The 24,499-nt window shown below is 62.0% G+C and carries 25 protein-coding genes; 18 read left to right on the forward strand and 7 right to left on the reverse strand.

Translation table 11 applies throughout. The features are described 5' to 3' along the window. Window positions 1-7: 7 nt before the first annotated feature. Both kefC and kefF read right to left on the reverse strand, forming a co-directional pair. The gene (kefC, locus tag AC097A_RS14405; protein ID WP_479621374.1) at window positions 8-1,834 is read right to left on the reverse strand and encodes a glutathione-regulated potassium-efflux system protein KefC; all 1,827 of its coding nucleotides are present in this window, start codon (window positions 1,832-1,834) and stop codon (window positions 8-10) included. Beyond that, window positions 1,834-2,487: a glutathione-regulated potassium-efflux system oxidoreductase KefF gene (kefF, locus tag AC097A_RS14410; protein WP_479621375.1), complete on the reverse strand. Its 654-nt coding sequence runs from the start codon at window positions 2,485-2,487 to the stop codon at window positions 1,834-1,836. Before kefF ends, kefC begins: the two co-directional genes overlap by 1 nt. A gap of 41 nt (window positions 2,488-2,528) precedes the next feature. On the opposite strand from kefF, the gene AC097A_RS14415 reads away from it, so the two are divergent. Both AC097A_RS14415 and AC097A_RS14420 read left to right on the forward strand, forming a co-directional pair. Further along, on the forward strand, window positions 2,529-3,149 hold the full coding sequence (locus AC097A_RS14415; protein WP_479621376.1) for a ParA family protein: 621 nt from the start codon (window positions 2,529-2,531) through the stop codon (window positions 3,147-3,149). A gap of 69 nt (window positions 3,150-3,218) precedes the next feature. Further along, the gene (locus AC097A_RS14420; RefSeq protein ID WP_479621377.1) at window positions 3,219-3,674 is read left to right on the forward strand and encodes a MaoC family dehydratase; all 456 of its coding nucleotides are present in this window, start codon (window positions 3,219-3,221) and stop codon (window positions 3,672-3,674) included. On the opposite strand, the gene trmL is transcribed toward AC097A_RS14420, so the two are convergent. Together trmL and AC097A_RS14430 are read right to left on the reverse strand one after the other, a co-directional pair. Beyond that, a complete protein-coding gene (trmL, locus tag AC097A_RS14425) occupies window positions 3,671-4,144 on the reverse strand; it encodes a tRNA (uridine(34)/cytosine(34)/5-carboxymethylaminomethyluridine(34)-2'-O)-methyltransferase TrmL (RefSeq protein WP_479621378.1) in 474 nt (157 codons plus the stop codon). The genes AC097A_RS14420 and trmL overlap by 4 nt on opposite strands. Before the next feature lie 32 nt (window positions 4,145-4,176). Beyond that, complete coding sequence (locus tag AC097A_RS14430) at window positions 4,177-4,872, reverse strand: phosphoribosyltransferase family protein (RefSeq protein WP_479621379.1); 696 nt, start codon at window positions 4,870-4,872, stop codon at window positions 4,177-4,179. A 39-nt stretch (window positions 4,873-4,911) separates the two neighbouring features. Between AC097A_RS14430 and AC097A_RS14435 the strand changes: the two genes are divergently transcribed. The 8 genes from AC097A_RS14435 (at window position 4,912) to AC097A_RS14470 (ending at window position 11,221) form a co-directional block, all read left to right on the forward strand. Then, window positions 4,912-5,829, forward strand: coding sequence for a biotin synthase (locus AC097A_RS14435; protein ID WP_479621380.1), 918 nt, complete (start codon window positions 4,912-4,914; stop codon window positions 5,827-5,829). 145 nt (window positions 5,830-5,974) lie between these two features. Further along, complete coding sequence (locus AC097A_RS14440; protein ID WP_105262174.1) at window positions 5,975-6,451, forward strand: DUF2244 domain-containing protein; 477 nt, start codon at window positions 5,975-5,977, stop codon at window positions 6,449-6,451. Window positions 6,452-6,509: 58 nt separating this feature from the next. Beyond that, window positions 6,510-7,694, forward strand: a complete 1,185-nt coding sequence (gene coxB, locus AC097A_RS14445; RefSeq protein ID WP_315473844.1) for a cytochrome c oxidase subunit II — start codon at window positions 6,510-6,512, stop codon at window positions 7,692-7,694. 42 nt (window positions 7,695-7,736) lie between these two features. Then, window positions 7,737-9,353: a cytochrome c oxidase subunit I gene (ctaD, locus tag AC097A_RS14450; RefSeq protein ID WP_479621381.1), complete on the forward strand. Its 1,617-nt coding sequence runs from the start codon at window positions 7,737-7,739 to the stop codon at window positions 9,351-9,353. Continuing rightward, window positions 9,353-9,466 (forward strand): cytochrome oxidase small assembly protein, encoded by a 114-nt coding sequence (locus tag AC097A_RS14455; protein WP_236635383.1) that lies wholly within the window; start codon window positions 9,353-9,355, stop codon window positions 9,464-9,466. The genes ctaD and AC097A_RS14455 overlap by 1 nt, the downstream gene beginning before the upstream one ends. 2 nt (window positions 9,467-9,468) lie before the next feature. Next, entirely contained in the window at window positions 9,469-10,065 is a 597-nt protein-coding gene (locus AC097A_RS14460) for a cytochrome c oxidase assembly protein (RefSeq protein ID WP_479621599.1), read from the forward strand. After that, window positions 10,065-10,286 (forward strand): DUF2970 domain-containing protein, encoded by a 222-nt coding sequence (locus AC097A_RS14465; RefSeq protein ID WP_479621382.1) that lies wholly within the window; start codon window positions 10,065-10,067, stop codon window positions 10,284-10,286. The genes AC097A_RS14460 and AC097A_RS14465 overlap by 1 nt, the downstream gene beginning before the upstream one ends. A 53-nt stretch (window positions 10,287-10,339) precedes the next feature. Next, window positions 10,340-11,221, forward strand: coding sequence for a cytochrome c oxidase subunit 3 (locus tag AC097A_RS14470; protein WP_105262178.1), 882 nt, complete (start codon window positions 10,340-10,342; stop codon window positions 11,219-11,221). Between the two features lie 56 nt (window positions 11,222-11,277). Here AC097A_RS14470 and AC097A_RS14475 read toward each other — a convergent pair whose 3' ends face one another. Next, window positions 11,278-11,499: a twin transmembrane helix small protein gene (locus AC097A_RS14475; protein ID WP_315495465.1), complete on the reverse strand. Its 222-nt coding sequence runs from the start codon at window positions 11,497-11,499 to the stop codon at window positions 11,278-11,280. Between the two features lie 48 nt (window positions 11,500-11,547). On the opposite strand from AC097A_RS14475, the gene AC097A_RS14480 reads away from it, so the two are divergent. Genes AC097A_RS14480 through AC097A_RS14500 form a run of 5 tightly spaced genes read left to right on the forward strand, consistent with a single transcriptional unit; the run spans window position 11,548 to window position 15,580 of the window. Continuing rightward, window positions 11,548-12,261 (forward strand): SURF1 family protein, encoded by a 714-nt coding sequence (locus tag AC097A_RS14480; protein ID WP_479621600.1) that lies wholly within the window; start codon window positions 11,548-11,550, stop codon window positions 12,259-12,261. Then, window positions 12,239-12,925 carry a hypothetical protein gene (locus AC097A_RS14485; protein ID WP_479621383.1) on the forward strand — a complete coding sequence of 229 codons (687 nt, stop codon included), beginning with the start codon at window positions 12,239-12,241 and terminating at the stop codon, window positions 12,923-12,925. The genes AC097A_RS14480 and AC097A_RS14485 overlap by 23 nt, the downstream gene beginning before the upstream one ends. A gap of 20 nt (window positions 12,926-12,945) precedes the next feature. After that, entirely contained in the window at window positions 12,946-14,067 is a 1,122-nt protein-coding gene (locus AC097A_RS14490) for a COX15/CtaA family protein (protein ID WP_479621384.1), read from the forward strand. After that, window positions 14,064-14,960, forward strand: a complete 897-nt coding sequence (gene cyoE, locus AC097A_RS14495; protein WP_479621385.1) for a heme o synthase — start codon at window positions 14,064-14,066, stop codon at window positions 14,958-14,960. Before AC097A_RS14490 ends, cyoE begins: the two co-directional genes overlap by 4 nt. A gap of 8 nt (window positions 14,961-14,968) precedes the next feature. Further along, entirely contained in the window at window positions 14,969-15,580 is a 612-nt protein-coding gene (locus tag AC097A_RS14500; RefSeq protein WP_479621386.1) for an SCO family protein, read from the forward strand. Window positions 15,581-15,662: 82 nt separating this feature from the next. Here AC097A_RS14500 and AC097A_RS14505 read toward each other — a convergent pair whose 3' ends face one another. Continuing rightward, window positions 15,663-16,652, reverse strand: coding sequence for a Bug family tripartite tricarboxylate transporter substrate binding protein (locus AC097A_RS14505; RefSeq protein WP_479621387.1), 990 nt, complete (start codon window positions 16,650-16,652; stop codon window positions 15,663-15,665). A 78-nt stretch (window positions 16,653-16,730) separates the two neighbouring features. Continuing rightward, window positions 16,731-17,150, reverse strand: coding sequence for an XRE family transcriptional regulator (locus tag AC097A_RS14510; protein ID WP_479621388.1), 420 nt, complete (start codon window positions 17,148-17,150; stop codon window positions 16,731-16,733). Between the two features lie 123 nt (window positions 17,151-17,273). On the opposite strand from AC097A_RS14510, the gene AC097A_RS14515 reads away from it, so the two are divergent. From AC097A_RS14515 to AC097A_RS14525, 3 genes are read left to right on the forward strand one after another with little or no spacing between them, the layout of a single operon-like run. Beyond that, window positions 17,274-20,858 (forward strand): helicase-related protein, encoded by a 3,585-nt coding sequence (locus AC097A_RS14515; RefSeq protein ID WP_479621389.1) that lies wholly within the window; start codon window positions 17,274-17,276, stop codon window positions 20,856-20,858. 14 nt (window positions 20,859-20,872) lie between these two features. Continuing rightward, entirely contained in the window at window positions 20,873-23,842 is a 2,970-nt protein-coding gene (locus AC097A_RS14520) for a DUF1156 domain-containing protein (RefSeq protein WP_479621390.1), read from the forward strand. Between the two features lie 9 nt (window positions 23,843-23,851). Further along, window positions 23,852-24,484: a hypothetical protein gene (locus AC097A_RS14525; RefSeq protein WP_479621391.1), complete on the forward strand. Its 633-nt coding sequence runs from the start codon at window positions 23,852-23,854 to the stop codon at window positions 24,482-24,484. The last annotated feature ends 15 nt before the right edge of the window (window positions 24,485-24,499 follow it).

Here is a 24,499-nt window from a genome sequence, read left to right on the forward strand (position 1 = left end):
GCGCATATTACCTATCCCAGTTGTGGGGCCGGCGCTGGGTTTGTTCGGCACGTTCCTGCGCCATCTGTTCTTCCAGTTGCTGGCGGCCTTGTTTGATCACGGCAATCAGCTTGGAGCTGTCTTTGTAGTGGGGGTGCAGCTTCTCGAACAAATCCAGGTTGTGCTGGCGAAAACGCAGTGCGGTCTGGCGTGCCGCATGCGGTTCGTGGCCCAGCAGTTCCAGTACGCTGCGTGCGCTGCGCAGGCTGGACTCGAACAGCTCGCGCTCCACCAGCATCACACCGCGGTCACGCAACTGGTTCCAGTGGGTCACGTCGCGCGCCCGTGCCACGATCTGCAGCTGCGGAAAGTGCGCCTGCGCCAGGTCCACAATCTCCAGCGACTGCTCCACATCGTCCACCGCCACCACCAGCACCTTGGCGCTGGCCGCGCCCGCGGTGCGCAGCAGATCCAACCGGGTGGCGTCGCCATAAAACACGCGGTAACCAATGTTGCGCGCCACCTCGATCATCTCGGCGTCGTGGTCCAGCACGGTGGTGGCAATGCCTTCGGCCGTCAGCAGGCGACCGACGATCTGGCCGTAGCGGCCAAAACCCGCAATCACGATGGGTGCCTCTTGCTGCTCGGAGATTTCCTCGAGCTGCGGTACGCCGCAGTGCGCGTAGCGCGGTAGCAGAAACCGGTCCACCGCCACCAGGATCAGCGGGCTCAGCAGCATGGAGACGGCCACCGCGCCAATCAGCAACGAGGCGGTCTCGGCCGGGAACACCTTGGCCCCGGCAGCCGCCTGGAACACCACAAATGCAAACTCACCGCCCTGGGCCAGCAGCAGTGTGAACACCGGCCGCTCCTGGAACGGCAGCTGGATGTGGCGCGCCAGCGCGTAAATCACCAGTCCCTTGACGGCCAGAAAGCCCAGCACCACCAGCGCCATCACACCGGGCGATTGCAGCAACACCCCAAAGTCGATGCTCATGCCCACGGCGATGAAAAACAGGCCCAGCAGCAGGCCCTTGAAGGGTTCGATGTCGGTCTCCAGCTCGCGCCGGTATTCACTCTCGGCCAGCAGCACGCCGGCCAGAAAAGCGCCTAGTGCCATGCTCAGGCCCACCAGCAGCATCAGCGCCGAGATGCCCACCACCAGCAGCAGCGCCGCGGCGGTAAAGATCTCGGGCGTCTTGGAGCGCGCAATCCAGCGCAGCAGCGGGCGGATGAGCAAGCGCCCGCCGAGCACAATGCCGGCAATGACAGCTATGATTTTGATAGCTGCTTGCGCATATTCCATGGGCGCTGAGGCCTCATTTGTCACTGAAACGACGCCCAGCAGCGGCAGCAGCGCCAGGATCGGGATGGCCGCCACGTCCTGGAACAGCAGGATGGAGAACGCCGCCTGGCCGCTGCGGGTAGGCAGCAGGTTGCGCTCGCCCATCACCTGCAGCGCAATGGCGGTGCTGGACAGGGCCAGGCCCAGCGCGGCCACCACCGCCAGCCGCCAGCCCACGCCGCAGGCCATGGCCACCAGCGCCAGCAGCAGCGCACAACCCAGCACCTGCAGGCTGCCCCAGCCAAAGATGGAGCGGCGCAGGTTCCACAGCCGTTTGGGCTCCAGCTCCAGGCCCACCAGGAACAGCATCAGCACCACACCAAACTCGGCAAAGTGCAGGATGTCTTCCACATTCGTCACCAGGCCCAGGCCCCAGGGGCCAATGGCAATGCCCGCCGCCAGGTAACCAATGATGGAGCCCAGGCCCACGGCCTTGGACAGTGGCACGGCAATCACCGCCGCACTCAAATAGATAAAGCTGTTGATCAGCCAGGTCGGTGCGTGTTCCATCAGTGTGGGCCCTCTACGGTTTCGTGGGTGGGCCGGTCGGTGTCGGGCACCACACAGGCCGGGCAGCTTTCCATCTCATCCAGCTCGGGCCATGCCGGGTAGCTGGCCAGGCGCTCGGCGAACATGGCCACATGGTTGTCCACCTCGGTGCTGTCGACCCGGTGTGCGCCGTGCAGCACCATCGGGGGCAAAAAGCGCATGCCGCACAGGGCGGCCGTCTGCTCATAAGGCGGCAAAAAGGCGTCGAAGAAATAGCGGTTGTAGCCCTGGGGGTGGTACGAATCCTCGGGTCCGCCGGTGGTGGCCACCAGCCACAGGTCTTTGCCTTGCAGGGCGTGGCCGCCGCCGTAGGCCCAGCCATGGGTCAACACCTCGTCCAACCAGAGCTTGAGCAACGCGGGCATGGAGTACCACTGCACCGGGTGCAACAGCACCACGAGTTGCGCCGCCTGGAGCCTGGCCTGCTCGGTCGGGATGGCAATGCTGTAGTCCGGGTAACGTGCGTACAGGTCACACACGGTGGTGGTGTCGGCGGCGCGGGCGGCCTGCAGCAGGCGCCGGTTGACGCGGGATTCGCGCCAGTTGGGGTGGGCGGCGACCACGTAAACGGGTTTGGTCGGTGGGGCGGGCGGTGCTTGGTGTTCGGTGTCCATGCCGATAACATAGCGCAGTTCCACCCTCCAAGGAGTCGTGTATGCCCGTGGTTGTTGTCGCCAATCCCAAAGGCGGGGTGGGCAAGTCCACCCTGTCCACCCAGATCGCGGGCTACTTTGCCTCCCAGGGGCATGCCGTCATGCTGGGTGACGCCGACCGGCAACAGTCCTCCCGGCTCTGGCTCACGCTGCGGCCCATCGCGGCCCGGCCCATCAGCAGCTGGGAGGTGGGCGACGACCAGATTGCCAAACCGCCCAAGGGCACCACCCATGTGGTGCTGGACACGCCGGCCGGCCTGCACGGCAAGCGCCTGAAAGAAGTGCTCAAACTGGCGGACAAGGTGGTGGTGCCGCTGCAACCCAGTGTGTTCGATATTTTTGCCACGCGCGCCTTTTTGGACGAGCTGGCCGACAGTGCCCACGCCGCCAAGACGCAGATCGGCATCGTGGGCATGCGCGTGGACGAGCGCACCCGCGCGGCCGACCAGCTGCACACCTTCGTGGACAGCCTGGGCCTGCCGGTGCTGGGTTTTGTGCGCGACACGCAAAACTACATCCAGCTGTCCGCCCGCGGGCTTACGGTGTTTGACGTGGCACCGGGCCGGGTGGAGCGCGACCTGGCGCAGTGGGAGCCCATCTGCCGCTGGTTGAACGCCAAGTAGTCAGAACAGAAGGCCTGTTTGTCACCCGGCGGACATGCCGGTGCGCCGCGTCTGGCTACAGTGGGCGGCATGAAAACCTTTGCCACCCTAGCCGAACTCTCCGCCCTGGTGGGCCAACACGTGGCCACCAGCGAGTGGGTCACCATCACCCAGGAGCACATCAACCTGTTTGCCCAGGCCACGGGCGACCACCAGTGGATCCATGTGGACGTGGAGCGCGCCAAGGCTGGCCCGTTTGGTGCACCCATCGCGCACGGATTTCTGACCTTGTCGCTGATTCCGCAGTTCTTTGATAGCGCCATCACCGTGACCGAGGCACGCATGGGCGTGAACTACGGGCTGAACAAGGTGCGCTTCATCGCCCCGGTGCCGGTGAACAGCCGCTTGCGCGCGCAGGTGAAGTTGCTGGCCAGCGACCCCATCGACAACGGCGGCCGCCAGCAGCTCTGGGAAGTGACCGTGGAGCGCGAGGGTTCGCCCAAGCCCGTCTGCGTGGCCGAGTCGCTGGCGCGCCAGTACCCTTAGGCGGTTGGCGTGGCGAAGCCCTGCTGTCGCCAGGCCTCAAATACCGTCACTGCCACGGCGTTGGACAAGTTCAAGCTGCGCTGCCCCGCCAGCATGGGCAGGCGCAGGCTGCGCTGGGCATCGAATGCGGCACGCACCGTGTCTGAAATTCCCTTGGTCTCCGAGCCAAACACCAGCCAGTCACCGGGCTGAAACGCCACGGCATAGGGGCTGCGCGTGCCGCGCGTGGTCAGCGTGAACATGCGGTCAATCGCGGGCTGCTCGGTGTCCAGAAAGGTTTGCCAGTCGGCATGGCGCTTGAGCGCCGCGTACTCGTGGTAATCCAGCCCGGCACGGCGCATGTGCTTGTCGTCCATGGAAAACCCCAGCGGCTCCACCAGGTGCAGCGTGCAGCCGGTGTTGGCCGCCAGGCGGATGACATTGCCCGTGTTGGGAGGGATTTCGGGCTCGACCAGAACGATATGGAACATGGCGCGTATTGTCGCGCGACCGTGGGGACCATTCATTCGGTTCGCGCAAAAACCAGTACCGTGATGTGCGCGGCTCCTGCTGTGCGCAAGGCGGTCGTGGCGGCGTGCAGCGAGGCGCCACTGGTCATTACATCGTCCACCAGCACCACGCGCCGGCCCCGCAGTTCGCCCACGCGCAGCGGCTCCACGGCAAACGCCCCTTGCACGCTGCGCAGGCGTGCGTGGCGTGGCAAGCTGCTTTGGGGTGGTGTGTCGCGCACCCGCAGCAGCAGTTCGGTGTGGACCTTGCCGGGTGCCAGGTGGCGCGCCAGTTCCAGTGCCTGGTTGAAACCACGCGTCTGCAGGCGCTGTGCCGACAAGGGCAGGGGCAGCACCAAGTGCGCGGCCTCCAGGGCCGGCTCCACCCAGGGAGCGCTACGCATCAGCGTGGCCAGGGTACGGGCCCAGGCCGGGTGTTGTTGGAATTTGAACTCCACCACCAAGCCCGACCAGGGGTAGGCGTAGGGCACCGCCGCCAGCGCAGCATCCCACAACGGTGGGGTGGTGATACAGGCACCGCAATGCGGCATGCCAGCGGGCAGGGGCAAGGCACAGGTTTCGCAGCGGTGCATAGGTTGTGCAAACTGCGCCACGCATTCTTCGCACACAGCATGGGCCGGCCAGGCATGGCACACGGCGCACCGGCTGGGCAGGCGCTGCGATACCCCCTGAAGCAGCTGACGGAACATGCAGGCAATATACTCGCCAGCGCTTCCCGCACCCACCCCATGAGTACCCAGCGCCCCCCCACCATCGACCCCGTTGCCGCCACCCGCTGGGCCACCCTGCCACCGCAGCAGACCGAGTCGCCCTGGTTGCACGAAGAAGTGGCGCGTCGCATGGAGGAACGCCTGCAGTGGATCGTGCAAAAACCCCGGCAGTGGGTGCACTGGGGCGCACTGCGGGGCGGCCTGCAGGCCCAGGGACTGCTTAGCAAGCGCTACCCGGAATCTGACTGTTTTGTGCTTGAAAGCACCGTAGATCGTGCGCAAGCAGCTCGCAATTTAATAGCAAAACCCTGGTGGAATCCCCGTGGCTGGACGGGACCTGCGGTGACGTTTGAGGCGCCTGCGCAGCCGGTGCAGATGTTGTGGGCGAATATGGCCTTGCATACTGCGGCTGACCCCGAAGCGCTCATCGCCGAGTGGCACCGCCTGATCGCGGTCGATGGGTTTGCCATGTTCTCGTGCCTGGGGCCGGACACGCTGCGTGAGTTGCGCGCCGTTTATGCGCGCTTGGGTTGGCCGGTGGCGGGTCATGAGTTCACTGACATGCACGACTGGGGCGACATGCTGGTCCATGCGGGCTTTGCCGAGCCGGTGATGGACATGGAGCGCATCACCTTGACCTATTCCACACCCCAAAGCCTGCTGGCCGAATTGCGCTCGCTGGGTCGCAACCTGCACCCCCAGCGGTTTGCGGGCTTGCGCTCACGCGCCTGGCTGGCACGCCTGCATGCCGCGCTGGCAGAAGGACTCGCCTCGCCTGCAGGTGATGGGCGTTTGCAGCTCACCTTTGAGGTGGTCTATGGGCACGCCTTCAAGCCCGCTCCCCGTCTGAACATCCAGGCCGAGACGACCGTGTCACTGGAGCAAATGCGATCCGTTCTCAAGCACGGCCCTGCTGGCCCCAAGGGCGGCGCCTAGGCGATTACCCGAGGCTGGCGGTTTGCCTTTTTGAGGCGGATCAACAGGTTGTCTGCACTACAATGCTAGGAATAAGAGGTAACGGCATTTCCCCCTGCAGTCTCGTCCCGGTTCGGTAACGACCGGGCCTTTTCGGGCAAGACGCATGACGAATCTGGTTTTTCGCTTTGCGACGGTACAAGGGCGGCACGTTCAGTGGTTTTTGCGGCGTAACTGCTCGGTTACGCCACTGCAACTGGTCTGGCTGTATGTGTCACTGTGTGTGGTGTCGCTTGGGATCGGGATGTTTTTCTGGTTCCAGGGCGCGCCCTTGGTGATTCCCTTTGCATCCCTTGAGCTGGTCGCAGTGGGTTTGGCGTTTCTGGCGTATGCCCGGCATGCCACCGACGGCGAGCACATCTCCTTGCAGGAGGGGCAGCTGGTGGTGGAATGGGAAAGTGCTGGCAAGCTGGAGCGTGCCGAGTTTCCGAGGGAATGGGTAAGGGTCGAGCCGCGGGCTGGCAACGGATCTTTGATCGAATTGTCAGGGCGTGGCAAAACTATCCGGGTAGGTCGGTTTATCAGGCCAGAGCTGCGTCCGCTGCTTGCCAAAGAAATCCGACTCGCGCTGCGCGCAGCCTGACGGGCCGCGTGCAGCTGCAGCGCATTTGGTAATTTTGGGGCTTAGAAAAGTGAACACGATGAAGAGCATATTGAACAAACTGGCTACCCCCTTGCTGGCGGTGGGCGCGTGGGTTAGCACAGCGGCACTGAGCTTGGCACATGCTGTCAATGATTTGCCGGGCGGGCCTGCGGTCAACCAATTGAATCTGCCGCCTGCGGTGACCAACATCGCCCGCGAACAGCAATGGCTGCACTGGTTCATGCTCATCATGTGCTCGGTCATTTTTGTCGCCGTGTTTGCTGTGATGTTTTATTCCATCTGGAAGCACCGCAAGTCCCAGGGCTACAAGGCGGCGACTTTCCATGAGTCGGTCACCGTGGAAATCATCTGGACCATTGTTCCTTTTGTTATCGTGATCCTGATGGCCCTGCCTGCCACCAAGGTGGTGGTTGCCATGAAAGACACCACCAACGCCGACCTGACCATCAAGGCCACCGGTATGCAGTGGAAATGGGGCTACGACTACCTCAAGGGCGAAGGTGAAGGCATCGGTTTTGTGTCTACTCTGGACAGCGACCAGCGCGCCATGTCCGATGCGGGCGGCCCCAAGAAGGGTGAGTCGATTGACAACTACCTGCTCAAGGTGGATAACCCCCTGGTCGTGCCCGTGGACAAAAAGGTCCGCATCATCACCACTGCCAATGACGTGATCCACGCTTTTATGGTGCCAGCCTTCGGTATCAAGCAGGATGCGATCCCGGGCTTTGTCCGCGACACCTGGTTCCGTGCTGAAAAGGTCGGTGACTACTACGGCCAGTGCGCCGAGCTGTGCGGCAAAGAACATGCCTACATGCCCATCCATGTGAAGGTGCTGTCGGCAGAAGACTACTCCGCCTGGGTGTCTGCCGAACAAAAGAAAATGGCTGCCAAGCAAGACGACCCGAGCAAGGTCTGGACCTTGGACGACATCAGCAAGCGTGGCGAGAAGGTGTACGCACAAAACTGCGCAGCCTGCCACCAGGCCAACGGCAAGGGCGCTGGCGCCATCAAGCCGGTGGATGGCTCTGCCGTGGTGCTGGACGCTGACAAGAGCAAACAGATTTTGGTGCTCCTGAATGGCCAAAACAACGGTGCGATGCCTGCCTGGAAGTCCTTGAGCGACACCGACATCGCCGCCGTCATCACCTACACCAAAAACAGCTGGTCTAACAAGACGGGCCAGCTGGTGCAGCCAGCTGATGTGTTGGCCTTGCGCAAGTAATGTGCACCCAACAGAACGCAAAGAATTGAGAAGGACATCAGAATGAGCGCCGTACTAGACCACCACGACCACGCCCATGACGACCACCACCACGCCCCCACGGGCTGGCAGCGCTGGGTGTTTGCGACCAACCACAAAGACATCGGTACCCTGTACCTGTTGTTTAGCTTCACGATGTTGATCATCGGCGGCATCTTGGCGCTGCTGATCCGCGCCGAGTTGTTCCAGCCCGGTCTGCAGCTGGTGAATCCCGAGTTGTTCAACTCGTTGACCACCATGCACGGTCTGATCATGGTGTTCGGCGCCATCATGCCGGGCTTCGTGGGTTTTGCGAACTGGATGATTCCGCTGCAAATCGGCGCCTCCGACATGGCCTTTGCCCGCATGAACAACTTCAGCTTCTGGCTGATGATTCCTGCGGCTGGCATGCTGGTGGGCTCCTTCTTTATGCCCGGTGGCGCACCCGCTGCCGGCTGGACGCTCTACGCACCGCTGACCCTGCAAATGGGCCCATCCATGGACGCCGGCATTTTTGCCATGCACATCCTGGGTGCTTCTTCCATCATGGGCTCGATCAACATCATCGTGACCATCCTGAACATGCGCGCGCCTGGCATGACGCTGATGAAGATGCCCATGTTCGCCTGGACTTGGTTGATTACTGCCTATTTGCTGATCGCCGTGATGCCCGTGTTGGCTGGCGCGATCACCATGACGCTGACCGACCGCCACTTCGGCACCAGCTTCTTCAACCCCGCTGGTGGCGGTGACCCGGTGATGTACCAGCACATCTTCTGGTTCTTCGGCCACCCCGAGGTGTACATCATGATTTTGCCGGCCTTCGGCATCGTGAGCCAGATCGTTCCCGCCTTTGCCCGCAAGAAGCTGTTTGGCTACGCCTCCATGGTGTACGCCACCTCTTCCATCGCCATCCTGTCTTTCATCGTGTGGGCGCACCACATGTTTACCACCGGCATGCCGGTGACAGGCCAGCTGTTCTTCATGTACGCCACCATGCTGATCGCGGTGCCTACCGCCGTGAAGATCTTCAACTGGATCGCCACCATGTGGCAGGGTTCCATGACGTTTGAAACCCCCATGCTGTTTGCGGTGGGCTTCATATTTGTGTTTACCATGGGTGGTTTCACGGGCCTGATTCTGGCCATGGCGCCCATCGACATCCAGTTGCAAGACACCTATTACGTGGTGGCCCACTTCCACTATGTGCTGGTGGCAGGTTCCCTGTATGCCATGTTCGCCGGTTTCTACTACTGGGTTCCCAAGTGGACGGGCGTGATGTACAGCGAAACACGCGGCAAGATCCACTTCTGGTGGTCGCTGATTGCGTTCAACATCACCTTCTTCCCCATGCACTTCCTGGGCTTGGCTGGTATGCCACGTCGGTATGCCGACTACCCCATGCAGTTTGCTGATTTCAATGCCGTGGCTACCGTGGGTGCATTTGCTTTCGGTCTGGCACAGGTCTATTTCTTCATCTGTATCGTGGTGCCCGCCATGATGGGCAAGGGCGAAAAAGCGCCCCAGAAGCCTTGGGAAGCCGCTGAAGGCCTGGAGTGGGAAGTGCCATCGCCTGCACCGTTCCACACGTTCGAGAACCCACCCAAGCTGGACGCCACAGCGACCAAGGTGATCGGTTAATGGCTACGCCAGAGCAAAAGAAAGCCAATCTACGCCTGGGCCTGATTTTGGCCTCGGTGGCGGTGCTGTTTTTTGTGGGCTTTATGGCACGTCTGGTTCTGCTGGGTAAATGAGCATGGGCCTCAAGCGCGAAAACTCCCGCATGTTGGGCAAGCTGGCGGTGATCACCGTTGGCATGTTCGCGTTCGGTTACGCGCTGGTCCCCATCTACAAAACCATTTGCGAAATGACGGGCATCAATGTGCTGGCGTTGGGCGAGCAGATGCTGACCGGCCAGAAGGCACAGGCGGGTAATACCCAGGTGGACACCAGCCGCACCATCACGGTGGAGTTCGATGCCAATGCACGTGGGCCCTGGGAATTCAAACCCGCGCAGCGTTCATTACAAGTGCATCCCGGTGAACTGACGACAGTGGTCTACGAATTCCAGAATGTGCAAAACCGCCGCATGTCGGCACAAGCCATTCCCAGTTATGCGCCCATGCAGGCCTCGGCGCATTTCAACAAGCTGGAGTGTTTTTGTTTTAACCAGTACACGCTGGAGCCTGGTGAAAAGAAGTCGTGGCCGGTGGTGTTTGTGATTGATCCCAAGCTGTCCAAAGATGTCCGTACGATTACCTTGTCGTACACCTTTTTTGAGGTCGGTGGCAAAACGCCCCCCGCCCCGGTTGCGACCGCGAAGCCGGTGGTTGCGGAAAGCGCAGGCTCCTGATGGCTGCCGATGGCGTGAATGCAGCGGACAAGCCCAAGGCCTCGTTTCTGCGCAGCGTGAAGCTGGTGGCTTGGTCGTTTTTGGGCATCCGTAGCAGCAAAGGCTACCGCGACGATCTGGCCAAAGTGAACCCCCTGCACGTGGTGCTGGTGGGCTTGGTCGGTGCAGTGGTGCTGGTAGTCGGTTTGATCAGTTTGGCGAAATGGGTCGTGGCCGCGTAGGCTGCCAATTGGCGCATTTCAGAGATTTGGATTAGAGAAGGAATGGAGCAAAAATGAGTTCAACAACACATGGTGGAACGCCGTACTACTTTGTACCAGGCCCTTCACGCCACCCGGTCATGGCAGCTGCCGGACTGTTTTTTGTGATTCTGGGTGCAGGCCAGTGGATCAACGGCGCAGACTGGGGCAAATACTCCCTGGCGCTGGGCATGGTCTGGTGGCTGGTGGTGTTGTACCAATGGTTTGGTGATGCGATTGCCGAAAGCGAAGGCGGGCAGTACGGTCGCAAGATCGACCTGTCTTTCCGCTGGAGCATGAGCTGGTTCATCTTCTCCGAAGTGATGTTTTTTGGCGCCTTCTTCACGGCCTTGTGGTGGGCACGTTCCCACTCGGTGCCTGCCTTGGGCAGCCTGGAAAACGCCTTGTTGTGGCCCGACTTCAAAGCCGTATGGCCCAGCCTGGTCGCGGGTGTGACGGCTTCGCCGGCAGGCATTGTGGAACCCTTCACCACCATGGGTCCGTTCTGGTTGCCCACCATCAACACCGCTTTGCTGTTGACGTCTGGTGTGACTTTGACGATCGCCCACCATGCCTTGGTGGACGGTAACCGCAGCAAGACCATTGGCTTCATGTGGGCCACCGTGTTGCTGGGTGTGACTTTCCTCTTTGTGCAAGGGTATGAGTACTACCACGCGTACACCGCGTACAACCTCAAGCTCAGCTCGGGTGTGTTCGGTTCTACCTTCTACATGCTGACCGGTTTTCACGGTTTCCACGTGTTTGTGGGCATGTTGATGTTGTTGTTCATTACCTTGCGCCTGCAAAAGGGCCACTTCACCTCGGAGCGCCACTTCGGTTTTGAAGGCGCCGCCTGGTACTGGCACTTTGTGGACGTGGTCTGGTTGGGCTTGTACGTGTTGGTGTACTGGCTCTAAGCACCATTGCCGCACAAAAAAGGCACCGCTTGCGGTGCCTTTTTTAATGGAGCGGTTTAGCTGCCCTGCGGAATGCCCGTGGGGTGGATATAACCCAGCTTCCAGGCCAACAAAATGCACACAAACAGCACAATGGAAAACCCCACCCGAAAGGCCAGCGCCCGCGCCATGCCGCGTGACTTGTTGCTGTGCGCCTGGCCGCCGCGCAACATGAAGAACAGGGCAGCGCCCAGGCTGGCCAGGATGGCAAGGAACGCAAGTGCGACAAGTAGGGTCATGCGGGGGATTATCCCGTGAGTCTGCATTGGCGTCGCGTGGTGGTGGGAATGGCCGCGGTTGCTGCGGTGGCAGTGGCCGTGTCGCTGGGGCGCTGGCAGTTGGACCGTGCGGCGCAAAAGGAGGCCTTGGCCCAGTCCATCCAGACCCAGGGCAGCAAAGCGACGCTGGCGGCCGGCGACATCCTGCAGGCGACCCAGCGTGACACGCTGGTGCACCGCAGTGTGCGCCTGCGCGGGCATTGGTTGCCCGAGCGTACGGTTTACCTGGACAACCGGCAAATGCAGGGCCGGGTGGGCTTTTTTGTGCTCACCCCGCTGCAACTGGCCGACAGCCCTGCCGTGGTGATGGTGCAGCGCGGCTGGGCACCCCGCAATTTTGAAGACCGCACCGCTTTGCCCACCGTGCACACCCCGGTCGCAGAGGTGGTGGTGGAAGGCCGGATGGCCCCGCCCCCGTCCAAGCTTTACGAGCCGGGGCCTTCGTCCGCGGGCGCAATCCGGCAAAATCTCGACCTGGCCCAGTTCCAACAGGAAACGGGCCTGCCGCTTGTACAAGACCTGAGCGTGGTGCAGACCGGTGCTGCCAGCGAAGGCCTGTTGCGAGAATGGCCTGAAATCAATCTGGGTGTCGACAAACATTACGGTTACGCGGCGCAGTGGTTTGCACTGGCGGCCCTGATCGTGGTGTTGTACGCGTGGTTTCAGCTTCGTCCCGTTTTATTTGTTTCCAAGGATTCCCATGTCTCGCGCCAACCCGAATGACGACCACCCCCTGGGCCTGACCGTGCACTCCCTGCCAGTCCCCGAGCAGGGGTTGGCCGATGGCGGCCGCACGCGGGGCGGGCGCTGGAAGATGCTGCTGGTGCTGCTGGTCTGCGCCGCGCCCGTCATTGCGTCCTACTTCACCTACTACGTGGTGCGACCCGAGGGGCGGCGCAACTTCGGCACGCTGATCGATCCACAGCGGCCTTTGCCTGATGTAGTGGGGACGGCGCTGGACGGCACCTCGTTGAACCTGCGCAGCCTCAAAGGCCAATGGCTGTTTGTGAGCGTGGCTGGCGCCGACTGCGATGCCGACTGCGCCCAACGCCTGTACTTGCAACGCCAGCTGCGCGAAGGGCTGGGCAAAGAGAAAGACCGTCTGGACTGGGTTTGGCTGATCAATGACACCCAGCCCTTGGCGGAGGCCCTGTTGCCCGCGCTCAAGGGCGCCACCGTCCTGCGTGTGCCGCAGGCCGACCTGACCGCCTGGCTGGTGGCCCAAGAGGGTGCGGCAGTGCCCGACCACCTGTATGTGGTGGACCCGATTGGCAACCTGATGATGCGTTTTCCGCCCAAGCTGGATGCCGAAGGGGCTCCCAAGGCCAAGCGGGACCTGGACCGCCTGATGCGTGCTGCCGCTTTCTGGGACAAGGCCGGTCGTTAAGACCGGGGGCCGCGCACACCATGTCCACTGCCTTGTATGACCTGTCTCCCCTGCTGCGCCTGTTGCTGGTTGGTGTGGCGCTGGCTGCCGGGCCGCTGCTGTGGGTGCTGCTGCGCCACCGGCGCACCAGCCCCATGGGGCGTTACCAGGCGCTCACCATCATCACCTTGTTTCTGACGTTTGACCTGGTGCTGTTTGGCGCCTTCACGCGCCTGACCGACAGCGGCCTGGGGTGCCCCGACTGGCCTGGCTGTTACGGCAGTGCCAGCCCGCTGGGCGCCCGCGACGCCATTGCCACCGCGCAAGCGGCCATGCCCACCGGCCCGGTGACCCACGGCAAGGCCTGGGTGGAGATGGTGCACCGCTACCTGGCCACGGGCGTAGGCGGTTTGATCCTGGTGTTGGCGGTGTCAGCCTGGCTGGGGCGCAAAAGTTATTTGCAGCAACACCGCGTGAGTCCGTGGCTGCCCACCTTCACCTTGGTATGGGTCTGTGTGCAGGGGGCGTTTGGCGCGCTCACGGTGACCATGAAACTGTTTCCCGCCATCGTGAGCCTGCACCTGCTGGGCGCCTACCTGCTGCTGGCGCTGCTGACCGTGCAGGTGGTCCGCAACGGCGGCATTGTGGCTGCCGGAGTGCCGTCCTGGGTCAAGCCCTGGGCCGCCGCCGCACTGGCCATGCTGGTGTTACAAGCCGCGTCCGGCGCCTGGGTCAGCACCAATTACGCGGTGCTGGCTTGTACCGAATTCCCCATGTGCCAGGGTACCTGGTGGCCAGCCATGGACTTTGCCGGTGCGCTGGAGCTCTGGCGGCCTTTGGGCGTGAGCCAGGATGGCGACCACATCAGCTTCCAGGCGCTCACCGCGATTCACTTCACCCACCGCCTGCTGGCCGTGGTCACCGTGCTGTTGCTGACCAGTTTGGCCTGGCGCCTGCGTGCAGTGGTGGCGCTGCGCAAGCCTGCGCGCTGGCTCGGTGGTTTGTTGCTGTTGCAAGTGGCCACAGGCCTGAGCAATGTGGTGCTGGACTGGCCGCTGCTGGCGGCCGTGTTACACACCGGGGGCGCGGGGGCTTTGCTGGTAACCCTGGTGTGGACCTTGACCCTGGCGGGCCAGCCCCCCTTGAACGGAAAAACGGAATGACTGCGAACGCTTCTACGGCCAACCTCTCGGTGCTGCGCCAATTTCATGCGCTGACCAAACCCCGGGTGATTCAGCTCATCGTCTTCTGTGCCCTCATCGGCATGGTGCTGGCGGTGCCTGGTGTGCCCACCTTCCCGCAAATCGGCCTGGCCGCCATCGCCTGCGCGGGCATCTACCTGGTGGCGGGTGCGGCCGCAGCATTTAACTGCATTGTGGAAAAAGGCATTGACGCCAAGATGAAGCGCACCGCCTGGCGCCCCACGGCGCGTGGTGAGCTCAGCGACACGCAAACCCTGATTTTCTCGGCTCTGCTGTGCGCCGCCGGTTCGGCCATTCTGTATGTCTGGGTCAACCCGCTCACCATGTGGCTGACCTTTGCCACCTTTGTCGGTTACGCGGTCGTTTACACCGTCATCCTCAAGCCGCTCACACCGCAAAACATTGTCATTGGCGGTGCGTCTGGCGCCATGCCGCCCGTGCTGGGCTGGGCCGCCATGACCGGTGACGTGGGCCCCGAAGCGCTCATCCTGTTCCTCATCATCTTCTTGTGGACGCCGCCGCACTTCTGGGCGCTGGCCCTGTACCGGGTAGAGGACTACCGCAAGTCCGGCCTGCCCATGTTGCCAGTCACACATGGCAGCGAGTTCACACGCCTGCAGATCCTGCTCTACACCATCATCCTGGCGGCGGCCTGTGTGTTCCCCTTTGTGTATGGCATGAGCTCCTGGCTTTACCTGGTGGTGGCGCTGGGCTTGAGCGCAGGCTTTTGCTGGTATGCCGTGCTCCTGCTGCGCAACTACTCTGACGAACTGGCGCGTGCCACTTTCCGCTTCTCCCTCATCCACCTCAGCGTGTTATTTGCCGCACTGCTGGTAGACCATTACCTTCTGTGAGCCCTGCCATGAATAAACGTTTTGCTCTTAAATCGATAGCTGCTGGCGCACTGTCCATGGGCGCTATGGCTGTTTTGACTGCCTGTTCCGAGCAGAAGCCCTCGTTCGCCTCGGTAGACGTCACCGGTGCCAACTACGCCAAGGACTTTGAGCTGACCGACCACAACGGCCAGCTGCGCCACCTGACCGATTTCAAAGGCAAGGTGGTGGTGGTGTTCTTTGGTTTTACCCAGTGCCCCGATGTGTGCCCCACCTCCATGGCCGAGCTGGCCGAGGTCAAGCAGTTGCTGGGCAAAGACGGTGACCGCCTGCAAGGCCTGTTTGTGACGGTGGACCCGGAGCGCGATACGCCCGAGGTACTCAAGGCCTACATGGGCAACTTCGACCCCAGCTTCCTGGCCCTGAGCACCACGCCCGAGAAACTGGCCGTGCTGGCCAAGGATTACAAGGTCTATTACAAAAAGGTGGAGGGTAAGACCCCCACCAGCTACACCATGGATCACTCGGCGGGCAGCTACATTTACGACCCGCAGGGCAATCTGCGCCTGTTCACGCGTTATGGCAGCGGTGCCAAGGTGCTGGCGTCCGACATCGCCCAGCTGCTCAAAAGCAGTTCCTGAGCAAAATAAGAGCCAAATAGGCTGCTAGCCCCCGTGGAATAAGCGCTAGCAGCTCCTATTTTTATAGTGGCTGGCGTCTTGTTCAGTCGAACTTGACGCCCTGGCTGGCGATGATGCCGCCCAACAACGCGGTGTCAGACTTCACGCGCAGGCGCAGGCCTTCGGCCGTGGTGCCCACCACCGTCCAGCCCTGCTGAAACAGCTTTTGGCGCATCTCGGGGCTGCGCGCAATCTCACTGAACAGTGTGGCCAGCTTGGCCGCTGCCGCCGGTGGCAGGCTGTTGGGGGCGGCTACGGCGTTCCAGATCTCCAGGTTGAAGTTCTTCACGCCAGCTTCGGACAGGCTGGGAATCTCCGGCGCCAGCGGGCTGCGTACGCTGGCGGTCACACCAATGGCCTTGAGCTTGCCGGCCTTGATTTGGGCGTTGGCCAGTGCCGGGGGCAGCAGGCTCAGGTGCAGGTCCCCGGCAATCATGGCCGTGGCCACCTGCGGGTAACCAGGGTAGGGCACATGCACCGGGGCGATTTTGGCCTGCGACTTGAGCAGTTCCATGCCCAGGTGGCCCACGGTGCCCATGCCGGGGGTGCCGTAGTTCCAGCGGTCGCCGGCGGTACGCGCGGCCTGCAAAAACTCGGCGGCATTGTTGCCGGGCGCGTTGGCCGGTGCTGTCAGTACCAAGGGCGACACACCGAGCAGGCTGATGGGTTGCAGGTCCTTCAGCGGGTCGTAACTCAGCTTGGGGTTGAGCAGCTTGGCAATCGTCATATTGCCATTGATCATCAGCCCGATGGTGTGGTCGTCTGTGGCCTTGGCCACTGCATCGGCTGCAATATTGCCAGCCGCGCCCACCTTGTTTTCCACAATCACCGGCTGGCCCAGCGCCTTGGACAGGGGCTCGGCAAAGGCGCGCGCCGTCAGGTCGGGCGATGACCCGCCGGGAAAGCCCACGATGATGCGCAGCGGCTTGCTCGGCCAGGCCGCAGTTTGAGGTGTTTTTTGGGCCCAAGCCCCCGTGGATATTGCGCAAGCAGCTATAGAAAGTGTAGCAATGGTGAGCGTGCGGCGTTGCATGGTGAGGTGTCTCCAGAATAAAAAAGGCCCCTGCGGTGGGGGCCGGCAGGGGCATTGTCGCGCAAGCGCCTAGGCGTTTCATACCGAGTCGTTTGCCGCTACTTTCTCTTGGTGGACTTTTACAAACGTCAATATGACTTCGCGGATGAGTTTGCGCTGGGGGATGGGCAACTTCAGAAATGCCTCAAAAAGATCTTGGTCTTGGTAGCCAATGCCGCTGTCCCATCGGGCTCGACGTTGCTCCACTTTGCGGTAAATCTCATCTCCAAATCCTAGTTGCTGTGGAGATACCGCTAGCCACTCTGCCAAAACCAATAGTTTGTCGTGCGTGGGGATCGTTTCACCGCGTAACCAGCGCCGCACTCCGTGCAGGGTCATGGGCTTGCCCCAGTAACGCGTATTGAACTCGCGCTCCAGCACCGCCGGCTTGGCCTCATAGCCAGCGGCCTTCATCGCGTCACGTAACCGATCCGCAAACATTGTCTTTGCGTTTTGCATGGGGTTACGCTATCCGTCGAATTCAGCACATTAGGAACAGCACGGTATAGTCACGTTTTAAACGTAACTAATGATTACGTTGACCGGTTCTGGCCAGCCCAGAGGGAGGTCAACACCGCTGCCATGCTCACGCTGGAACACATCCAAAAAAACGCAGCTATTGCTGGCATTGAACCCGGCCAGGTGGTGCGCATCGTCACCACCGAGCCTGTGGGTAACGACGCGCTCACTGTTTACTACAAGACTGCCGACGGCGTTTTGTGCGAGCGCATGTTGTTCCGCGCCGACGAAGCCAAGCTCTCCCTGGCCGAAGCCGGTCGCCCCTGGGCGTTTGACGCTCCGGGCGAGGCCTTCAAGCTGGCGGTCGAGGCCTACCGCATCCACCTGGCGCACTTGTTCGATCCCATGATGGCCGTGCACACCTCCAACGTGGAGCCCCTGCCGCACCAGATCACCGCCGTCTACGAATCCATGTTGCCGCGCCAGCCCCTGCGCTATGTGCTGGCAGATGACCCCGGCGCAGGCAAAACCATCATGGCCGGGTTGCTGATCCGCGAACTGCTGATGCGGGCCGACGCCAAGCGCGTACTCATCGTCGCCCCCGGCAGCTTGGTAGAGCAGTGGCAAGACGAAATGGCCGAGAAATTCGGCCTGCACTTCACCTTGTTCAGCCGTGAGCAAGTGGAGCAGTCGCGCGGTGGCAACCCCTTTGACGATGTGGACCTGATGGTCGCACGCGTCGACCAGCTCTCCCGCAACGAAGACCTACAAGACAAGCTGCGCGCCAGCCAGTGGGACTTGATCGTGGTGGACGAAGCCCACAAGCTGTCGGCCAACTACTTTGGCAACAAGGTCAACAAAACCAAGCGTTTTCTGCTGGGCGAGCTGCTGGGCAGCGTCACGCGCCACTTTTTATTGATGACGGCCACGCCCCATAACGGCAAGGAAGAAGACTTTCAGCTCTTCATGTCTCTGCTGGACTCCGACCGCTTCTACGGCAAGTTTCGCGGCGACGCTAAAACCGGTGCGCACAAGGTGGATGTGACCGACCTGATGCGCCGCACCGTCAAGGAAGACATGCTGCGCTTTGACGGCACCAAGCTCTTCCCCGACCGGCGCGCCATCACGGCCAACTACACGCTGTCCATCGCCGAAGCGGCGCTTTATGCCGCCGTTACCGATTACGTCAAACAAGAAATGAACCGGGCCGACAAACTGGGCGGCCAGCGCAAAGGCACGGTCGGCTTTGCGCTCACCGCCTTGCAGCGCCGCTTGGCCTCCAGCCCCGAAGCTATCTACCGCTCTCTGCAACGCCGCCGCAACAAGCTCACTCGCCGTGTCGAAGACGAAAAACTGCAACAGCGTGGCCGCACCAACGACCATACACGCGGGCAGTTGCTGACAGACGCGCTCAACATCCTCGGCGCGACGGAAGACATCTGGGAGTCTGGCGACGCCCTGCCGCCCGACGACTACGAAAACTTTGAAGAAGCCGTGGTGGACCAAGCCACCGCCGCGCAGACCATTGCCGAGCTGGAAGCCGAAATCATCATCCTTGCCGACCTGGAAGAGCAGGCCCGGCAATTGGTCCACTCCGGTCAAGACCGCAAGTGGGACGAACTCTCCAGCCTGCTGCAGTCCCCCGCCATGCGCGAAGACAGTGGCCGCCAGCGCAAGCTCATCATCTTCACTGAGCACCGCGACACGCTGAACTACCTGGCCATCAAAATCCGCGGCCTTCTTGGCGTTGCAGGCGGCGCTGAAGACGCCATCACCATGATCCACGGCGGCGTCAAGCGCGAAGACCGGCGCAAGGTGCAAGAGCTGTTTCGCAACGACCCTACCACCCGCGTGCTGCTGGCCACCGACGCGGCGGGCGAAGGCGTCAATCTGCAAAACGCCAACCTCATGGTTAATTACGACCTGCCTTGGAACCCCAACCGCCTGGAGCAGCGCTTTGGCCGCATCCACCGCATTGGCCAGACCGAGGTGTGCCACCTGTGGAACATGGTGGCCGCCGAGACGCGCGAAGGCGACGTCTTCCAGCGCCTGTTTGAAAAGCTGGAGGTCGAGCGCGCCGCGCTGGGTGGCCGTGTGTTCGACATTCTGGGCGAAGTGTTTGAAGACAAAAGCCTCAAAGACCTGCTGATCGAAGCCATTCGTTACGGTGAAGACCCCGAGGTGCGCGCCCGCTTGACTGCCAAGATTGAAGGCGCACTGGACACCGCCCACCTGCAAGCCATCATCCAGCGCAACGCCCTGTGCGAAGAGGTGATGAGCGCCGAGCGCCTGTACGCCGTACGCTCCGACATGGACAAGGCCGAGGCCCGCAAGCTCCAGCCCTACTTCATCCGCGCCTTCTTCCACCAGGCCTTTGCGCAACTCGGCGGCGAGTTGCGTGCCCGCGAACCGGGCCGGTTCGAGATAACCCACGTGCCCGCCCCCATCCGGGAGCGAGACCGCCAGATCACGGGCCGCGACCGCCGCAGCACCGACCCTGTGCTGCGCCGCTACGAGCGCGTGTGTTTTGAGAAAACCTATGTGCGCCTGGCAGGCCGCGTGGGCGCGCCCATGGCCAGCCTCATGCACCCCGGCCACCCGCTCATGCAGTCGGTGACCGACGTGGTGCTGGAGCAGCACCGCAGCAAGCTCAAGCAAGGTGCCGTGCTGGTGGACCCCAGCGACACCGGCGTCACTCCTCACGTGCTGTTCATGATCGACCATTCGGTTAAAGAAGGCAGCAACCCTGTGCATGTCGTCTCACGGCGTATGCAGTTCGTGGCCCTGGACCCTGAAGGCCAGGCCACCAGCGCTGGCTGGGCCCCGCACCTGGACTTGCAGCCCATAGGCGCGGACGAACTGGCCCGCGTGCAAGACGTGCTGGCCGCCCCATGGCTGCACGGCGGCGCATCGCACCAACTGGAGCAGCAGGCCCTGGCCCACGCCTCCACCCACCTGGTACCCGAGCACTTTGACGAGGTGCGCACCCGCCGCGAACAGCATGTGGACAAAACCTTGGCCGCCGTGCACGAACGCCTGGTCAAGGAAATCAACTACTGGTCCGACCGCTACATCAAGCTCGGCGACGACCTGGCCGCAGGCAAAGACGTGCGCCTGACACTGGACAACGTGCGCCGCACCATTGACGACCTGACCGCCCGCCGCCAGTCGCGTGAGCAAGAGCTGATGGCCCAGCGCCATGTCATCTCCGCCACGCCAGTGGTGGCCGGTGGCGCGCTTGTCATCCCCGCGGGCCTGCTGGCCCAGCGTGCCGGTGCGCCCGAGTCGTCCGCATTGTGGACGGCCGATGCCGCTGCCCGCAGCCGCATCGAATGGGCAGCTATGCACGCGGTGATGAACGCCGAGCGCGCACTGGGTCACATAGTCAGCGACGTGTCCGCCCAGAAATGCGGCTGGGACGTGACCAGCCAGCCCGCCGCGTTAAACGGCAAGCTGCCCCCGGCCCGTCACATCGAAGTCAAAGGCCGCACCAAAGGTGCCAGCACCGTGACGGTGACGCGCAACGAAATCCTCTACGCGCTCAACCAGCAAGACAAATTCATCTTGGCCATCGTGCTGGTGGACGGGGACACCCATGAGGGGCCGTTCTACGTCACGCGGCCGTTCGCGCAGGAGCCCGATTGGGCGGTGACCAGCATCAATCTGGATTTGAGCGAATTGCTGGCCCGCGCAGTGCCACCTGCCTGAGACACATGCGAAACATGCACCCCATCAAAACCCCCAAGAAACTCATCGAAGTCGCCCTGCCGCTGGACGCCATCAACGCCGCCTGCGCCCGCGAGAAGTCCATCCGCCACGGCCACCCCAGTACGCTGCACCTGTGGTGGGCGCGCCGCCCGTTGGCGGCGGCGCGGGCGGTCATCTTTGCGCAGATGGTCAACGACCCCGGCTACCAGCAAGGTGGCGGCTTTCGCTATGGGGTGAACAAAGAGAGGGCGGCCATAGAGCGCGAGCGCCTGTTCAAGATCATCGAAGACCTGGTGCTGTGGGAGAACACCAACAACGAAGAAGTGCTGGAGCGCGCCCGTGCAGAGATACGCCGCAGCTGGCGCGAGACCTGTGAGCTGAACAAGGCCCACCCGCAGGCCGCAGCGCTGTTCAACCCCGACGTTTTGCCCGCCTTCCACGATCCGTTTGCCGGTGGTGGTGCGCTACCGCTAGAAGCGCAGCGCCTGGGGCTGGAGAGTTATGCCAGCGACCTGAACCCCGTGGCCGTGACCATCAACAAAGCCATGATCGAGATTCCGCCCAAGTTTGCCGGGCGGGCCCCGGTGGGGCCAGCGCCCGAACTCAAGGGCAAGGCCAGCCAGGAGATGTTCACCAAGCAGTGGCAAGGTGCGCAGGGCTTGGCCGAAGACGTGCGCCGCTATGGCGCGTGGATGCGTGAGCAAGCAGCAATGCGCATCGGCCACCTGTATCCCAAATTTGTAGTTACTCCTGAATTAATAGCTGCTCACGCACATTCCGCTGGGGCTGGAGGCCAATTTGGCACTGAAATGCCAGTCAATGCAGGCCTGGCGGGCTTGAAGGCGGGGGACGAACTGACCGTCATCGCCTGGCTGTGGGCGCGCACGGTTAAAAGTCCCAACCCGGCCTTCAGCCATGTGGATGTGCCGCTGGCCAGCACGTTCATTTTGTCCAGCAAGGTGGGCAAGGAAGCCTATGTGCAGCCGGTGGTGGATGGCGATAGCTACCGTTTTGAGGTGCGTACGGGAACGCCGCCGGATGGTGCGAAGGGCGGCACTAAAGCGGAGGGCCGTGGTGCCAACTTCCTGTGTCTGCTTTCCGGTACGCCCATTGGTGGCGACTACATCAAGACCGAAGGCAAGGGCGGGCGCATGGGTGCACGGCTGATGGCCATCGTTGCAGAAGGGGTGCGTGGCCGCATTTATATGGCACCTACACCCGAGCAAGAATCCACTCCGCTGACCGCAGCACCTACCTGGAAGCCAGGCGGCGACATTCCCACCCGCATGACGGGCGGGAATTGCACGCCTTATGGGCTGACCACGTGGGGCGACCTCTTCATCCCGCGCCAACTCGTTGCGCTGACCACGTTTTCCGATCTGGTGCCCGAAGCCATCGCCCGCGTCCGCGCCGATGCTCTGGGCGCAGGAATGCCCGACGACGGACGTGGGCTGGACGCTGGCGGCGGCGGTGCCACGGCGTATGCGGAGGCTGTGGGGGTGTATTTGGCGTTTTCAATCGACAAAGCATCGGATTACTGGTCGTCGATTTGTACTTGGCATTCCAGTAAAGACCTGATTCGTAACACATTTGGTCGGCAAGCCATTCCCATGACTTGGGACTATGCGGAAACTAATCCCTTCTCCGATTCAGCAGGCAACGTAAGCAGCGGAATAGATTGGGCGTACAAGGCTCTGCAACTGATGCCTGCACGTGCTCACGGTTTTGCTGATCAGGGCGATGCCCAAACGCAAACCATCAGCGCAGCTAAGGTCGTCTCGACTGACCCGCCGTATTACGACAATATCGGCTACGCCGACCTGTCCGACTTCTTCTATGTCTGGTTGCGCCGTAGCCTCAAGCCCATCTTTCCCGGTCTGTACGCCACGGTAGCCGTTCCCAAGGCCGAGGAGTTAGTGGCGACACCCTACCGCCATGGCGGCAAGACGGAAGCCGAGAATTTTTTCTTGGGCGGCATGACGCAGGCCATGCACAACCTGGCCGAGCAGGCACATCCCGCCTTTCCAGTCACCATTTACTACGCCTTCAAGCAAAGCGACACCGCTGACGACAGTGGCACCCACAGCACCGGCTGGGTGACGTTCCTGGAGGCTGTGTTGCAGGCCGGCTTTGCGCTGACTGGCACCTGGCCCATGCGCACCGAGTTGAGTAACCGCATGATTGGCTCGGGTACCAACGCCCTGGCGTCCAGCATCGTTCTCGTCTGCCGCCAGCGTGCTGCCGATGCCACCACCATCAACCGCCGCGAATTCATCCGCGAACTTAATGCCGCGTTGCCCGATGCGCTGCTGGACATGACGCGCGGTGGCGTGGATTTGAGCGGTGGTGCCGTGTCGCCTGTAGACCCGGTGGACTTGAGTCAGGCCATCATCGGCCCCGGCATGGCCATCTTCAGCCAGTACGCCGCCGTGCTGGAAGCCGACGGCACACCTATGAGCGTGCGCGCCGCGCTGCAGCTCATCAATCGCTTCTTTGCTGAGGACGACTTCGACCACGACACTCAGTTCTGCCTGGCCTGGTTTGAGCAGCAGGGCTGGGCCACCGGCAAGTTTGGCGATGCTGATGTGTTGGCCCGTGCAAAGGGCACCAGCGTGGGCAGCCTAGTAGAGGCCGGCGTGGCGGACAGCACAGCCGGCAACCTGCGCCTGCTGCGCTGGGCCGAACTGGCCAAAGACTGGAGCCCCGAAAGCGATGCCCAAACACCGGTGTGGGAGGCGCTGCACCAGCTCATTCGTGCGCTGAATCAGGATGGCGAAACCGCAGCAGGCACCTTACTCGCCCGCATGCCCGAGCGCGCAGACCCCATGCGTCTGCTGGCCTACCGCCTCTACACACTGTGCGAACGCAAAGGCTGGGCCGAAGAAGCACGGGCCTACAACGAGTTGGTGACGGCGTGGCAGAGCATTGAGCAGGCGGCGGGTGAGGCAGGCATTGCCGGTTCGCAGACGTCCCTGGATATGTAAGGGGCGGACATGGCTACGACACCAACTGCACAGCCAACAGCAGCGAACCTCTGGACGGTCATCAAGCAAGAGATTACCGGCATTCAATTGCTGTGGGAAACCGTGAATGGTCTGTATTTCCAGCCGCACGGCAAGGGTTGGCAAGCTTTACACATGGATACATCAACGTTGACGCACGTGATGCAAACGGCATTGATGGAGTCGCTACTGATGCGTGTTTCTCGATTGATGGACCCGGCTGCCACTGGGAAATTGACAAACCTTAGCCTGAAGCAATTGGTAGCAGCGGATGCAAACATCGACGCCGACGAGAAAACGATTCGGGCGATTTGGGATGGCTCTGGCTTGGCAGATGTGCGCAACAAGTATTTGAGCCACAACGATCTGAACCGTTCGATGACGGTGGACCACACGCTGAACATTCCGCTGGAGTCTGCAGATATTGAGGCGCTGCGCCAATTGGCTGAAGGCCTGCGCACGCTACGGCGCAATGTCAATCCCAAGCTGGGCGCAAGCGCTTATTTAGATCAATGTTTGGATGCAAAGGTTCGCCATGAAGTTGAAACGCTAAGCCAAGTGATTTTGGCTGGCGAGATGTATTTCAAAGACCGACCAGATCGCCTGCTTGCAGCAGGCTGTTGAATCCGAGGGAGAAAA

It is taken from the genome of Rhodoferax sp. XS2R6 (genome assembly GCF_056521365.1).